The organism is Kocuria sp. KH4, from assembly GCF_053711175.1.
In genome coordinates this window covers 39,250-52,303 of record NZ_JBSJYX010000002.1, presented here as the reverse complement: position 1 = coordinate 52,303, position 13,054 = coordinate 39,250, and the positions used below count along the sequence as shown (strand labels likewise).

The window sequence follows — 13,054 nt, the reverse complement described above, 5'->3', positions numbered from 1 at the left end:
CTAGGCCTTCACGGTGGTCACGGGGCCGGGGGCCGCCGTTGGGGGAGCTGCCGACGCCTCGGGGGGCGCGGCCCGGCGGGACGACCTGCGGCTCGCGGCGGCCGGCCGGACCCGGGGGTCCAGCAGGGCGTAGGCGAGGTCGATGACGATGTTGAGGACGAAGATCGCGACGGCGGTCAGCAGCACGCAGGCCTGCAGGACGGCGAAGTCCCGCTGCAGGATCGAGTCGATCATCAGCTTGCCGATGCCCGGCCAGCCGAAGATCGTCTCGACGACCACGGCGCCGTTGACCAGACCCACGGTGAGGTCGCCGGCCACGGTGAGGGCGGGAGCGGCGGCGTTGCGCAGGGCGTGGCGGGTGACCACCCGGGACTGCGAGGCGCCCTTGCTGCGGGCCAGCTTGATGTAGGGCTCGGACAGGGCGGAGACCATGGCGCCGCGCACCACCTGGACCAGCGCGCCGAATGGTCGCATGGCCAGGGTCGCAATGGGCAGCACCCAGGCGGCGCCCCCGGCCACCCCGGAGGTGGGCACCCAGCCGAGCGTGATGGCGAAGATCCAGATGCCCACGATGGCCAGCCAGAAGTCCGGGACGGACGCCGCGGCCATCGACGTGAAGCTGGCGACCCGGTCCGCGACGCCGTTGGGCTTCAGCGCGGCCCAGCTGCCCACGAGCACGGCCAGCAGCACGGCGATGATCATCGTGACCGCCGCCAGCTGCAGGGTGGCCGGGAAGGCCCGCAGCGCCATCGCCGCCGCGGACTCCCCCGTCCGGAGCGACGTCCCGAAGTCGAGCCGCAGGACCCCTCCGAAGTAGTCCGCCATCTGCACCAGCAGAGGCTGGTCCAGGCCGTTGCGGGCCGCGAAGTCGTCACGCATCTGCTGCGTGGCGTTGAGCGGCAGGTAGAGGCTCGCCGGGTTGCCGGTGAGCCGGGCCAGCGCGAAGACACCGACGACGACGACCGCCAGCGGGATGGCGCTGGAGACGATCCTCTTGCGCAGATAGGTCAGCATGACTTCCCCTGTGCTCTCGTGCTTCCGCTCTCGTGCCGCTACTGCGCCGGCCGGATCTCGGCCAGGCGCAGCTCGTCGCCGGACGAGGAGTTCGGCTCGTACTCCACGGCCGCGGACTTGCCGAGCATGCCGGTCTGGTGCGCGATGTGGGCGAACTGGGTCACGTTCTCGTTCTGGTACTCGAAGACCTCCTCGTAGGCGGCCTGGCGCTCCTCGCCCGTGGCCTTGCCGGCCTCCTCGATCATGGCGTCGAGCTCGGGGGTGCCGAAGGAGCTCTGGGCGCCGTCGGAGAGCATGTACTGCTCCACGGTGAAGGCCGCGTCGCCCGCCTGGTTGCCGTGCTGGATCATCAGCGCGATGTCGCCCTCGTCCTCGGCGAAGGGCCGGACCTGGTAGGTCAGGTGCTGGCTGGTCTCGAGCATCTTGAGCTCCACGGTGAGCCCGGCCTGCATGAGCTGCTCCTGGATCACCTGGGCGAGCTCCTGGACCTTCGGGAACTGGGCCGTGCGGACGACCAGGCTGATCGGGGCGTCCGTGTCGACCCCGTCCGCCTTGGCCTCGGCGACCAGCTTCTTGGCCTCCTCGACGTCGAACGGCCAGGTCTCCAGGCTCTCGTTGTGCCCGACGACGCCCTCCGGCACCAGCTGCGCGGCGGCCTGGTCACGCCCGCCGTAGAGGCTGGCGACGATGCCCTCCTTGTCGATGGCGTAGTTGACGGCCTTGCGGATGCGGATGTCCGAGAACGGGGCCTTGTCGTCGTGCATGCGGAGGGCGACGGTCTCGTTGTTCGGGTAGGGAACCCCTAGGTCCCCGATGTTGTCCTCGGGGCTGAGGCCGGTGGCGATGTCCGCCTCCCCGGAGCTGATCATGGCGGCGCGCACGCTGCCCTCGGAGCGCCACTGGTACTCGGCGTTGCGGAAGGCGGGCGCCTCGCCCCAGTAGCCGTCGTAGGCGGAGACGGTGATCCGCTGGCCGGGGTCCCACGAGTCCAGCTGGTAGGGGCCGGTGCCGATCGGTTCGCGCACCTTCTCGGTCGTGGAGGTCTCACTGGGCACCACCTCGAGGAAGGACAGGCGCAGGGGAAGGATCGGGTCCGCCTCCGCCGCCGTGACCTCCAGGGTCGTGTCGTCGACGACCTCCACCTCGAGGTCGTCGTCGCCGAACACGTAGCCCTCGACGTTGCAGCCCAGGTCGGAGTTGACGGCGCGCTCGATCGTCGCCGCGGCGTCCTCCGCCGTGAACTCGCTGCCGTCGTGGAAGGTCACCCCCTCCTGGAGGGTGAAGGTCCACGTCGTGTCGTCCTCGGAGCTCCACTCCGTGGCCAGCTTGGGCTCCAGCTCACCGGTGCTCGGGTTGCGCTCCACGAGCGGCTCCGTGATGGTCGAGCGGTCGACCACGCCGGTGCTGGTGAGGTTCGCCTCGCACGGCTCCAGGGTGGGCGGCTCCTGCTGCAGGACCACGCGCAGGGTCTCGGGGGCATCCTCGGAGCCCGAGGCGTTCTCCGAGTTGGCCACGGAGCAGCCGCTCAGCAGCACGCCCGTGCTGAGGGCGGCGGCCGAGAGGGACATCGCCCGGCGTGGGCGGGTGCTGCCCGGGACGGTGGTGGCGGGGCGCGGCAGGCTGAACGTCATGGTGTCCTCCGAGTGCGGGAAACGAACGGTCGCCGGTGCCGAGGAACTCCTGGGAGCCGGCCGACGGCGGTGGCGTATGCACAGCGTGGGTTCGGCCCGTACGGCGGTCAAGGCTCAGGATGGGCGGTGGCACGCCGCGGGAGGACGCGGAACGGCGCTCCGGGCGTCGTTCCGCATGTGACTTGCGCGACATTGCGCGGCGAAACGGCAATCCATGCCTCAGGGGCATTGATCCATCCAATCTAAGTGTTGGACGGTATTCGGCGGGTTCCTTACGTTGCACTCATGACCAACACCGCACCGGCTCCGCACGCACCGTCCGATCGAATCCGCGGCACCGGGATCCTGCAGGTGGGCCCCGTGAACCCCACCGTCCAGACCGCCCTGGCGGCGGAGTTCGGGGCCGTGCGCCTGCCCGACGACCCGTCGGAGCGCGAGGCGTTCCTCGCGGAGCACGGGGACGGGATCCGGATCGCCGTCTGCTCCGGCAAGGTGGGGGTGGACACCGAGCTGATGCGCCGCCTCGGCCGGCTCGAGGCGATCGTCAGCTTCGGCGTCGGCTACGACGCGACCGACGTCGACCAGGCCGGGGCCCGCGGCATCCCGATCAGCAACACCCCCGACGTGCTCACCGACTGCGTCGCCGACACGGCGCTGGCCCTGTACCTGGACGTGCTCCGGCGGATCTCCGCGGCGGACCGCTACGTCCGGCGCGGGGACTGGGAGGCGAAGGGCAACTACCCCCTGGCCGTCCGCGCGTCCAGGAGGTCGGTGGGCATCCTCGGCCTGGGCCGGATCGGCAGCGCCGTCGCCCGCCGCCTCGAGGGCTTCGGCTGTGAGATCCACTACCACAACCGCCGCCCGGTGGAGGGCAGCGGATACACCTACCACGCCTCCGTGGAGGAGCTGGCCCAGGCCGTCGACGTCCTCGTCGTGGCCGCGGCCGGCGGCCCGGCCTCCGCCGGGCTGGTGGGCGAGGCCGCCCTGGCGGGGCTGGGTCCCGAGGGCTACCTGATCAACATCGCCCGCGGCTCGGTCGTGGACGAGGATGCGCTGGTGGCCGCGCTCGTGGAGGGCCGGCTCGCCGGGGCGGGACTGGACGTCTTCGCCGACGAGCCCCGCGTGCCCTCCGCACTGACGGAGCTGGACAACGTGGTCCTGCTGCCGCACCTGGCCAGCGGCACCACGGAGACCCGGGCCGACATGGCCGAGCTGACGCTGGCCAACCTGCGCAGCTACCTCGGCAGCGGCACCCTCCTCACGCCCGTCGCCTGACCCCGTTGTCCCCCCGAGCCCTGGAAGGACGCCGACCATGACCATCGCCGTCGGTTTCGCGAACACTCCCGAAGGCACCGCGGCCGTGGGGGCCGCCGTCGCGGAGGCGGCCCTGCGCCGCACCGGTGTCACGCTCCTGGACCCCGCCGTCGAGGGGACCGCCGACCACCCGGAGGCGCTCGAGGCCCTGCGCGCCGAGGCGCGGGCCGCCGGGGTTCCTCTGGAGGTGTGCCCGCTCGAGGACGGCGCCGACCTGGGGGACGCGCTCGTCGACGCCTCGTACCGGACGGACACCCTCATGGTGGTGATCGGCCTGCGCCGCCGGTCCCCCGTGGGCAAGCTCTTCCTCGGCTCCCTCTCCCAGCGCGTCCTGCTCGAGGCGGGGTGCCCCGTGCACGCCGTCAAGGTCAGGGTCGGCCCCCGGGGCTGACCCCGGCAGCGTCCCGCACCCGCCCCACCCCGGCTGCCCGGCAGCCCCTGACCCGAAGGACTCCTCCCATGGCCCGACACACTCCTCAGGAACTCGCCGCTCGGCTCAAGGACGGCCTGCTGTCCTTCCCCGTGACCGCGTTCGACGCCGATCTGCTCTTCGACGAGCACACCTACCGCCAGCACCTGGCCTGGCAGGCCTCCCACCCCGTGGCCGGGCTCTTCGCCGCCGGCGGCACCGGGGAGGGCTTCTCCCTCACCCCCGAGGAGACCGCCACCGTCGTGGCCGTGGCCGTGGCAGAGGTCGGGGACACCGTGCCCGTGCTCGCCCCCGCCGCCGGCAACACCGCCCAGGCCATCCGCAACGCCACCGACGCCGCCGCCGCCGGGGCCGAGGGCCTGCTGGTGCTGCCCCCCTACCTCACCGAGGCCGACCAGCGCGGCCTGGAAGCCCACGTGGACGCGATCTGCTCCGCCACCGACCTGGGCGTGATCATCTACAACCGCGCCAACGCCGTCTACTCCGCCGAGACCGTCGCCCGCCTGGCGGACAAGCACGAGAACTTCATCGGCTTCAAGGACGGCATCGGCGACATCGAGCACCTCACCAAGGTCTACGCCGCCAACGGGGACCGGCTGTTCTACCTCGGCGGGCTGCCCACCGCCGAGACCTTCGCCCTGCCCCTGCTGCAGCTGGGCATGTCCACCTACTCCTCGGCGATGTTCAACTTCGTCCCCGAGTTCGCCCTGGCCTTCTACGCCGACGTCCGCGCCCAGGACCGGGTAGCGGTCACCGACAAGCTCAACCGCTTCGTGCTGCCCTACCTGGAGATCCGCGACCGCGCCAAGGGCTACGGGGTCTCGATCATCAAGGCCGGCCTCCAGGCCATCGGCCGCCCCGCCGGCGGAGTCCGCCCCCCACTGCAGGACCTCACCCCCACCGACCTCGCCGACCTCACCACCCTCATCGAGACCGCCCGGGTCCGCCCGCCCGCGGTGGCGGGAGCGGACGCGCACGTGGCCGCGGAGGCGTCCTCGGCGGCGGGCTGATCGCCGGCCCCGGACTCGCCGGACCCGGGGCTCAGACGAGCAGCCGGCCGAGGCCGGGCCCCAGCAGCAGGAGCGTGGGCACGACCACGAGCGCGGTGGCGGCCCCGATCACCGCCGCGGTCCGCCCGGGCGGCAGCGGGGGCAGCGCCAGGCGCAGGATGCGCTCCCGGGCCTCGTCGGCCAGCGTCCGTCCCGGCCCGGCGGGGGAGGGGTGCACCGGCCCGCCGTCCCCCGCGGCGCGGAACGCCAGTCCCGGCCCGCCGGCGCCGACCAGGGCGATGGCCCGCGCCAGCACGTCGTCGTCGACGGTGCGCCGCGCGTGGTCGTCCGCGAGCATCTCCACGAGCAGCCCGACCTCGCGCTGGGCGCGGCGGGCGATCGGGAACCACGGCAGCGAGGCCTTCCAGGCGCGGAAGAGGACGAGCACGATGTCGTGGCGCTGGTCCGCGTGGGCCCGCTCGTGCTCGACGACGGCGGACAGCTCGTCCTCCTCCAGCAGCGACACCAGCCCCACGGAGAGAACGGTGAGCGTGGTGAACGCCCCCGGGAGGCAGTAGGCCACGGGGGCCGGGTCGTCGAGCAGCCGGGTGCCCGGCGCGTCCGGCAGGGGCGTGCTGAGCAGCAGGACCAGCTGGGCGTGGCGGCGGCGGTCCCGCTCGGCGCGCAGCACGGTGACGAGCAGGTTCAGCAGCAGGTGCCCGCCCAGCAGCAGCGCGCCCGCGAGCGCGAGCACCTGGAGCGGCCCGAAAGCCCGTCCGAGGTCGTGGCCCCGGAACTGCGCGGAGAGGCTGATCCCGCTGCTCACCAGGTCCGGGCCGAACGGGGCCAGCCCGAACGTGATGAGGGCGCCGAGCATCGACAGCCCGCCGGCCAGGGCGATCGCCTGCCACAGCACCAGGGCCGTGGCCGGCGCCCGGGCGGGCCACCGCGCCCGGGCCAGCAGGACCGGGACGGGCCAGGCCAGGGCGACGGCGAGCGCCGCGAGCACCAGCGAGGTGTCGACCACGCGGTCAGGTGCCGCCGAGCAGGCGGCGCAGTGTCTGGGCCTCCTCGGGGCTGACCTGCCCGACGAAGCGCTCGAGGACCGCGGTGCGGTCGCCCGAGGAGCCGAGCACCTCGTGCATGAGGTTGGCCATGTGCTCCTCGCGCGAGGCCGCGGCGCGGTACCGGTGCGGCCGGAAGGCGCGGTCGCGCTGGACGAAGCCCTTGCGCTCGAGCCGGGAGAGGACGGTGAGCACGGTGGTGGCGGCGCGGGGGCGGGCGCCGTCCCCGGAGTCGGGGAGCCGGTCCTGCAGGTCGTAGGCGGACAGGGGCTCGGCGCTCTGCCAGAGGATCTCCATGATGGAGCGCTCGAGTTCGCCGAGGGGGGCCGCGCGCTGGGGGTCGTTTCGTGCCACGGGTCGATTCTACCCCTGTCGGCGTTGTGTTCTACACTCTGTAGAAGTAGTTCTACAGCTCGTAGAAAAGTTGGGGGAAGCAGCCGATGGATCCTCTGGAGATCGCCCGCTGGCAGTTCGGGATCACCACCGTCTACCACTTCGTGATGGTCCCGCTCACGCTCGGGCTCGGGCTGCTGGTGGCGCTCATGCAGACGCTGTGGGTGCGCACCGGCAACGAGCGCTGGCTGCGGATGACGAAGTTCTGGGGCAAGCTCTACCTGATCAACTTCATCATGGGCGTGGCCACCGGGCTGGTGCAGGAGTTCCAGTTCGGCATGGCCTGGAGCGAGTACTCCCGGTTCGTGGGCGACGTCTTCGGCGCCCCGCTGGCGATGGAGGGCCTGCTCGCGTTCTTCTTCGAGTCCACCTTCCTGGGCCTGTGGATCTTCGGGTGGGACCGGCTGCCGCGCAAGGTCCACCTCGCCACCCTGTGGGCCGCCGTGCTCGGCTCCGTGGTCTCGGCGTTCTTCATCATCGTCGCCAACTCCTGGATGCAGCACCCGGTGGGCGTGGAGATGGTCGACGGCCGCCCGGTGATGAACGACGTCTGGGCGGTGCTGACCAACAACACGGCCCTGGTGGCCTACGCGCACACGCTCGCCGGCGCCGTGGCCGTGGGCGCCGCCTTCCTGGTGGGCATCGCCTGGTACCAGCTGTGGCAGCGCCGCCGGGACGGCATCGACACCGTGGACGAGCGCGGCGCCGTCGTGGTGGGGGAGCGGGCCGACGTCCCCGGGCGGGACCGCACCGACCACGGCGTGTGGCTGTCCAGCCTGCGCATCGGGGCGGTCGTGGCCGTGCTCGGCTTCGGGGCCGTGGCCGCGAGCGGCGACGTCCAGGGCAAGCTGATGTTCGAGCAGCAGCCGCTGAAGATGGCCGCCGCCGAGGCCGCCTGCCACGACGGCACGAGCTTCTCCGTGCTGGCGGTCGGCCCGCTCGGCGGCCAGGACTGCGACCAGGTGGTCAACGTCGTCGAGATCCCCGGGCTGCTCTCCTTCCTGGCCCACGGGGACTTCGACACCGAGGTCAAGGGCGTCAACACCCTGATCCCGGAGTACGAGGACGCCTACGGCACCCACCTGCCGGACGACCCCCTGTACGGGGAGCGCGCCGGGCAGGAGATCGACTACCTGCCGCTGATGGAGGTCACCTACTGGGGCTTCCGCCTGATGATCGGCTTCGGGGTGCTCGCCGCCGCCTTCGCCGCCCTGACGCTGTGGATCACCCGCAAGGGCACCGTCCCCGCCTCCAGGCCGATGATGTGGGTCGCCGTGGCCTCCATCCTGGCGCCGTTCGGCGCCAACATCGCCGGGTGGGTGTTCACGGAGATGGGCCGGCAGCCCTTCGTGGTGGCGCCCAACCCCAACCCCAGCGGCGTGGACGGGGTCTACATGTACACCGCCGCGGCCGTCTCCCCGGGGATCAGCGGGCAGGAGGTGATCTTCTCGCTGGCCGTGCTCGGGCTGATCTACGCCGTGCTGCTCGTGGTGGAGGTCGTGCTCCTGACCCGCTACGTGCGCGGCGGGGTCGCCTCCGCGATGCCGGAGCTGGCGCACCACGACCACGACGACCACGGTGCGGGCCACGACGGCGCCCGCGGCGACGACGTGCTCGCCTTCGCCTACTGACCCCGGCGCCCTGCCGTCCCGGCCCCGCCACCTCGATCCCGACGCGCGCCCGCCCGACCGGCGCAGAAAGCCAGCCGACATGGACTTCCTCCCCACCCTCTGGTTCATCGCCATCGCCGTGCTGTGGACCGGGTTCCTGCTCCTCGACGGCTTCGACCTCGGCGTGGGCATGCTCATGCTCACCAGCACCCGGGACGAGCGCGAGCGCCGCCAGATGCTCAACACGATCGGCCCGGTCTGGGACGGCAACGAGGTGTGGCTGATCACCGCGGCGGCCGGGCTCTTCGCGGCCTTCCCGCTCTGGTACGCCTCGCTCTTCTCCGCCCTGTACCTCCCGCTGGTGTTCGTGCTCGTGGGCCTGATCTTCCGGGCGGTGTCGATCGAGTACCGCGGGAAGGGGCACACCGACCGGTGGCGGCGGTGGGCCGACCGGGGCCTGGGCACCGGCTCCTTCCTGACCGCCTTCGGTCTCGGCGCCGCCCTGGCCCTGACCACCACGGGCCTGCCCATCGACGCCAACGGCGACCGCGTGGGCGGCGCCTTCGCCTGGTTCACCCCCTACGCGCTGCTCGGCGGCCTCGCCGCGGTGGGCTTCTGCCTGGTGCACGCCGCGGCCTTCCTCGGGCTGCGGACCGAGGGGCCGGTGCGGCTGCGCGCCCGCCGGCTGCTGGTGCGCTGCGGGCTGCCCGCGCTGCTCCCGCTCGCCGGCTGGGTGGTGGCGGTGCAGCTGCTCGACGGCGGGTCCTGGACCTGGCTGCTCGTGGGGGGCGCCGTCGTGGCCGGCCTCTTCGGCTGGGCCAGCGCCCGCCTGGGCCGCGAGGGACGGGCCTTCGCCGGCACCTCGGCCGTGCTCGTCCTCGGCGTCGGGTCGATCTTCGCCAACGTCTACCCGGTGGTGCTGCCCTCCACGCTGGACCCGGCCTGGCACCTGACGGTCGACAACGCCTCCAACAGCGACTACACGCTCGGGGTGCTGACCGTGGTGGCCGGCCTCGGCCTGCCCCTCGTGCTGCTCTACCAGGGCTGGAGCTACTGGGTCTTCCGCCGCCGCCTGAGCACCGAGCACCTGCCTGCGGCCCACGCCGTGCGGGCGGCCGTGGCCCCCGCGGCCGGTGCCGTGCCGCCCGCCGGCTCGCCCGGGGAGCGCCGGCCGGGCGGTGGCCCCGCGGGCCCGCGACCGGCATGAGACGACCTCCTCTCGGCCCGGGCGGGGCCGCGGCCGTGCTCGCCCTCGGCGTCCTGGCGGCCCTCAAGGCACTGGCCCTGGTGCTGCTGGCCGAGGCGGTGGCCCGCGGCGTCGTCGGGGTGCTCCAGGACAGCCCGGACGCCTGGCGGCGCGCCCTCGCGCTCGGCGTCGCCGCAGGCCTCCTGCGGGCCGCGACCACGTGGGCCGGCCAGTACGTCGCCGTCCGCGCCGCCGGCGCGGCCAAGCGGGGCCTGCGCCGGGAGCTCGCCCGCCGGGTCCTCGCCGGCGGCGGCCACGACGTCGGGGCCACCACCGTCGTCGGGACCGTCGGGCTCGACGCCCTCGACGACTACTACGCGCGCGTGCTGCCCGCGGCGGTCACGGCCGCCGTCGTGCCGCTGCTGGTGGGGCTGCGCATCCTGTCCGCCGACTGGGTGAGCGCGCTGGTCGTGGTGCTCACCGTGCCCCTGGTGCCGCTGTTCATGGCCCTGGTCGGGCTGCACACCCAGGACCGGGTGGACGAGTCCTCCGCCGTGCTGCAGCGGCTCTCCCACCACCTCGTGGAGCTCGCCCGGGGGCTGCCCGTGCTCGTGGGCCTCGGCCGGGTGCAGGAGCAGGCCGCCGCCCTGCGGGGGGTCTCCGAACGGCACCGGGAGACCACCCTGGTCACCCTGCGCACCGCCTTCCTCTCCTCGCTCGTGCTCGAGCTGATCTCCACCCTCTCGGTCGCCGTCGTCGCCGTCTTCGTGGGGGTCCGGCTGGTGCACGGCGACCTCGACCTGCTGACGGGGCTCGTGGCGCTCCTGCTCGCCCCCGAGTGCTTCGCGCCCTTCCGGGACCTCGGCGCCGCCTTCCACGCCTCACAGGACGGGCGGGCCGCCCTGCGCCGGGCGGACGAGATCGTCGCGGAGCCGGTGCCCGAGGACGTCCGCCGCGCGGGGCCCGGCCCGGCCGGGCCGCCGGCCCTGCGGATCCGCGGGCTGGGCGTGCACCACCCCGGTCGTCCCGTCCCCGCCCTGTCCGGGGTCGACGCCGAGCTCCCCGGCGGGTCGGTGCTCAGCGTGGAGGGGCCCAGCGGCGCCGGGAAGTCCACGCTGCTCGGCGTGCTCGCCGGCACCGTGCCGGCGAGCTCCGGCAGCGTGGAGGGCGTCGACCCGGCCGCCGTCGCCTGGGTGCCCCAGCACGTGCACACCGTGGCCGGGACCGTCCTGGACGAGGTGCTGCTCCACGCCGGGGACGAGGCCGCCGCCCGGGACGCTCTCGCCCGGGTGGGACTGACCCGGCTCTCCGGCGCGGACCCGGACCGGCTCAGCCCCGGGGAGCTGCGCCGGCTGGGCCTCGCCCGCGGCCTCGCCCGCGTGGCCGCCGGCGCCCGGCTGCTGCTGCTGGACGAGCCGACCGCCCACCTCGACCCCGCCAACGCCCGCCGCGTCGAGGCCGTCGTCGACGAGCTGCGCGGCCGCGTCACCGTGGTCCTGGCCTCCCACGAGACGGAGGTGACTGCGCTCGCGGACCGGCAGCTGCTGCTCGGGGCCGCGGCCGCGCCCCGCGCCGGGGGCGGCCCCGACCCCGCGCCCGGGACCCCCGCCCCGCCCGGTGCCGACGGCCTGCCCGGTGCCGACAGCCCCCTCCCCGCACCGGGAGACCCGGCCGCGGCCCCCGGCGACGGCGCGCGCGACGCCCTGCGGGAGCTGGCGGCCTTCCTGGCCCCGGCCCCGTGGCGGGCCGCCGGCGCGGTGGCCCTGGGCACCGCCGCCGCCCTGTTCGCCGCCGGGCTCACCACGCTCTCGGGCTGGCTGATCGTGCGCGCCAGTGAGCAGCCCGGGATCATGTACCTGATGGTCGCCATCGTCGGCGTCCGCTTCTTCGGCATCGGCCGCGCCGTGCTGCGCTACGCCGAGCGGCTGGTCGGCCACGACGCGGTCCTCGCCTCGACCACCGGGCTGCGGGCCCGGGTCTGGGCGGGACTGGCCGTGCGCGGGGTGGCCTCCCGCAGCCTCGCGACCGGCGGCGCCGCCCTGGACCACCTCGTCGCCACCGCCGACCGGGTGCGCGACCTCGTGCCCCGCGTCGTGCTGCCGCCGCTGGTCGGGGTCGGCACCGCGGCCGGCGCGGCGATCGCGGTCGCGGCCCTGCACCCCGGCGCGCTGCCGGCCCTGGCCGTCGCCCTCGTCGGCGGCCTGCTCGTCGGCCCCCTCCTGGCGCTGCTGGCCGACCGCTCCGCCGCCCGCGGCGCCACCGTGCTGCGCTCCGGGGTGCTCCGCCGTTTCGCCGCGATGGTCGCCGCCGCCGACGAGCTGCGGGCCAACGGGCGCGCCGCGGCGATGCTCTCCGAGCTCGAGGCCCTGGAGCGGGACGCCGAGCGCGCCGCCCGCCGCAGCGCCTGGGCGCTGGGCCTGGGCAGCGCCACGGCGGTGCTGGCCTGCTCGGTCTCGTCCGTGCTGATGCTCGCGGCCACCGCGGGCCCGGCGCGCGAGGGCGCCCTGGCCGGGCCCGTGGTCGCCGCCCTCGTGCTGCTGCCCCTGGGCCTGCTGGAACCGATGCTCGCCGCGGTGGACGCGGTGCAGCAGTGGCCGGCGCTCTCGGCGTCGCTGCGCAAGCTGCGCCCGCTCACCGCGGCGGCCCGCGAAGCGCCCGGGAACGAGCCCGGCCCCCCGGGCGGGGCGCGGTCCGCGCCGCCGCCCGTCCACCACCTGGCCCTGCACGGGCTCGCGGTCGCCTGGCCCGGGGCCCCGACCCCGGCGTTCCGCGGGCTGGAGGCGTCCGTGCGGCGCGGGCAGTGGCTCGTAGTCGAGGGGCCCTCCGGGGCGGGGAAGTCCACCCTGCTCGCCGCGCTGCTCGGCCACCTCCCGGCGGCCGAGGGCGGGTGGTCCGTCGACGGCGTCGACAGCCGGGAGCTCGACGCCGCCGGGCTGCGGCGCAGCGTGGCCTGGTGCCCGCAGGAGGCGCACCTGTTCGACTCCACCCTGCGCGGCAACCTGCTGCTGGCCCGCGACCGCGGGGACCGCCCGTCCGACGCGGAGCTCCGGGCCGCGCTGGAGCGGGTGGGCCTGGGCCCCTTCCTGGCGGAGCTGCCGGAGGGCCTCGGCACCCGGGTCGGCCCCGGCGGGGCCCACCTGTCCGGGGGCCAGCGGCAGCGCGTGGCGGTGGCCCGGGCCCTGCTCACCCGCGCCGACGTGGTCCTGCTCGACGAGCCCACGGCCCACCTGGACGCTCCCGCGGCGCGGTCGCTGCTGGCCGACCTGCGGCAGGGGCTGGCCGACCGCGTCGTCGTGCTCGTCACCCACCACCTCGCCGACGGGGCCGCCGGGACGGACGCCCGGGTGCGGCTGCCGGGCGCCCGACCGGAGCGGACGGTCCCGGAGGTGGTCCGGGCGGGCGGCTGAGGTGGCCGGGACCGCC

The 13,054-nt window shown here is 74.7% G+C and carries 10 protein-coding genes; 6 read left to right on the top strand and 4 right to left on the bottom strand.

Annotated features, from left to right (window positions below):
• Both ACWCOM_RS02355 and ACWCOM_RS02350 read right to left on the bottom strand, forming a co-directional pair.
• Positions 1-1,014: an ABC transporter permease gene (locus ACWCOM_RS02355; RefSeq protein WP_454547130.1), complete on the bottom strand. Its 1,014-nt coding sequence runs from the start codon at positions 1,012-1,014 to the stop codon at positions 1-3.
• 38 nt (positions 1,015-1,052) lie between these two features.
• Positions 1,053-2,645: an ABC transporter substrate-binding protein gene (locus ACWCOM_RS02350; RefSeq protein ID WP_454547129.1), complete on the bottom strand. Its 1,593-nt coding sequence runs from the start codon at positions 2,643-2,645 to the stop codon at positions 1,053-1,055.
• Positions 2,646-2,930: 285 nt separating this feature from the next.
• Between ACWCOM_RS02350 and ACWCOM_RS02345 the strand changes: the two genes are divergently transcribed.
• The 3 genes from ACWCOM_RS02345 to kdgD all read left to right on the top strand — a co-directional run bounded on the left by ACWCOM_RS02345 (position 2,931) and on the right by kdgD (position 5,399).
• Positions 2,931-3,920, top strand: coding sequence for a 2-hydroxyacid dehydrogenase (locus ACWCOM_RS02345; RefSeq protein ID WP_454547128.1), 990 nt, complete (start codon positions 2,931-2,933; stop codon positions 3,918-3,920).
• Between the two features lie 37 nt (positions 3,921-3,957).
• Positions 3,958-4,350: a universal stress protein gene (locus tag ACWCOM_RS02340; RefSeq protein WP_454547127.1), complete on the top strand. Its 393-nt coding sequence runs from the start codon at positions 3,958-3,960 to the stop codon at positions 4,348-4,350.
• A gap of 68 nt (positions 4,351-4,418) precedes the next feature.
• Entirely contained in the window at positions 4,419-5,399 is a 981-nt protein-coding gene (kdgD, locus tag ACWCOM_RS02335) for a 5-dehydro-4-deoxyglucarate dehydratase (RefSeq protein ID WP_454547126.1), read from the top strand.
• A gap of 31 nt (positions 5,400-5,430) precedes the next feature.
• On the opposite strand, the gene ACWCOM_RS02330 is transcribed toward kdgD, so the two are convergent.
• Together ACWCOM_RS02330 and ACWCOM_RS02325 are read right to left on the bottom strand one after the other, a co-directional pair.
• Positions 5,431-6,405, bottom strand: coding sequence for a M56 family metallopeptidase (locus ACWCOM_RS02330; protein WP_454547125.1), 975 nt, complete (start codon positions 6,403-6,405; stop codon positions 5,431-5,433).
• Between the two features lie 4 nt (positions 6,406-6,409).
• Positions 6,410-6,739 carry a BlaI/MecI/CopY family transcriptional regulator gene (locus ACWCOM_RS02325; protein ID WP_454547314.1) on the bottom strand — a complete coding sequence of 110 codons (330 nt, stop codon included), beginning with the start codon at positions 6,737-6,739 and terminating at the stop codon, positions 6,410-6,412.
• A 143-nt stretch (positions 6,740-6,882) separates the two neighbouring features.
• Between ACWCOM_RS02325 and ACWCOM_RS02320 the strand changes: the two genes are divergently transcribed.
• From ACWCOM_RS02320 to cydD, 3 genes are all read left to right on the top strand, one after another.
• A complete protein-coding gene (locus ACWCOM_RS02320; RefSeq protein ID WP_454547124.1) occupies positions 6,883-8,466 on the top strand; it encodes a cytochrome ubiquinol oxidase subunit I in 1,584 nt (527 codons plus the stop codon).
• 79 nt (positions 8,467-8,545) lie between these two features.
• Entirely contained in the window at positions 8,546-9,652 is a 1,107-nt protein-coding gene (gene cydB / locus ACWCOM_RS02315) for a cytochrome d ubiquinol oxidase subunit II (protein WP_454547123.1), read from the top strand.
• Positions 9,649-13,038, top strand: coding sequence for a thiol reductant ABC exporter subunit CydD (gene cydD / locus ACWCOM_RS02310; protein ID WP_454547122.1), 3,390 nt, complete (start codon positions 9,649-9,651; stop codon positions 13,036-13,038). Before cydB ends, cydD begins: the two co-directional genes overlap by 4 nt.
• The last annotated feature ends 16 nt before the right edge of the window (positions 13,039-13,054 follow it).

Coding starts and splice junctions, on each gene's coding strand:
- ACWCOM_RS02345 (WP_454547128.1), top strand. CDS start 2,931: ATGACCAACACCGCACCGGCTCCGCACGCACCGTCCGATCGAATCCGC.
- ACWCOM_RS02340 (WP_454547127.1), top strand. CDS start 3,958: ATGACCATCGCCGTCGGTTTCGCGAACACTCCCGAAGGCACCGCGGCC.
- ACWCOM_RS02325 (WP_454547314.1), bottom strand. CDS start 6,739: ATGGAGATCCTCTGGCAGAGCGCCGAGCCCCTGTCCGCCTACGACCTG.
- ACWCOM_RS02350 (WP_454547129.1), bottom strand. CDS start 2,645: ATGACGTTCAGCCTGCCGCGCCCCGCCACCACCGTCCCGGGCAGCACC.
- ACWCOM_RS02320 (WP_454547124.1), top strand. CDS start 6,883: ATGGATCCTCTGGAGATCGCCCGCTGGCAGTTCGGGATCACCACCGTC.
- ACWCOM_RS02355 (WP_454547130.1), bottom strand. CDS start 1,014: ATGCTGACCTATCTGCGCAAGAGGATCGTCTCCAGCGCCATCCCGCTG.
- cydD (WP_454547122.1), top strand. CDS start 9,649: ATGAGACGACCTCCTCTCGGCCCGGGCGGGGCCGCGGCCGTGCTCGCC.
- kdgD (WP_454547126.1), top strand. CDS start 4,419: ATGGCCCGACACACTCCTCAGGAACTCGCCGCTCGGCTCAAGGACGGC.
- cydB (WP_454547123.1), top strand. CDS start 8,546: ATGGACTTCCTCCCCACCCTCTGGTTCATCGCCATCGCCGTGCTGTGG.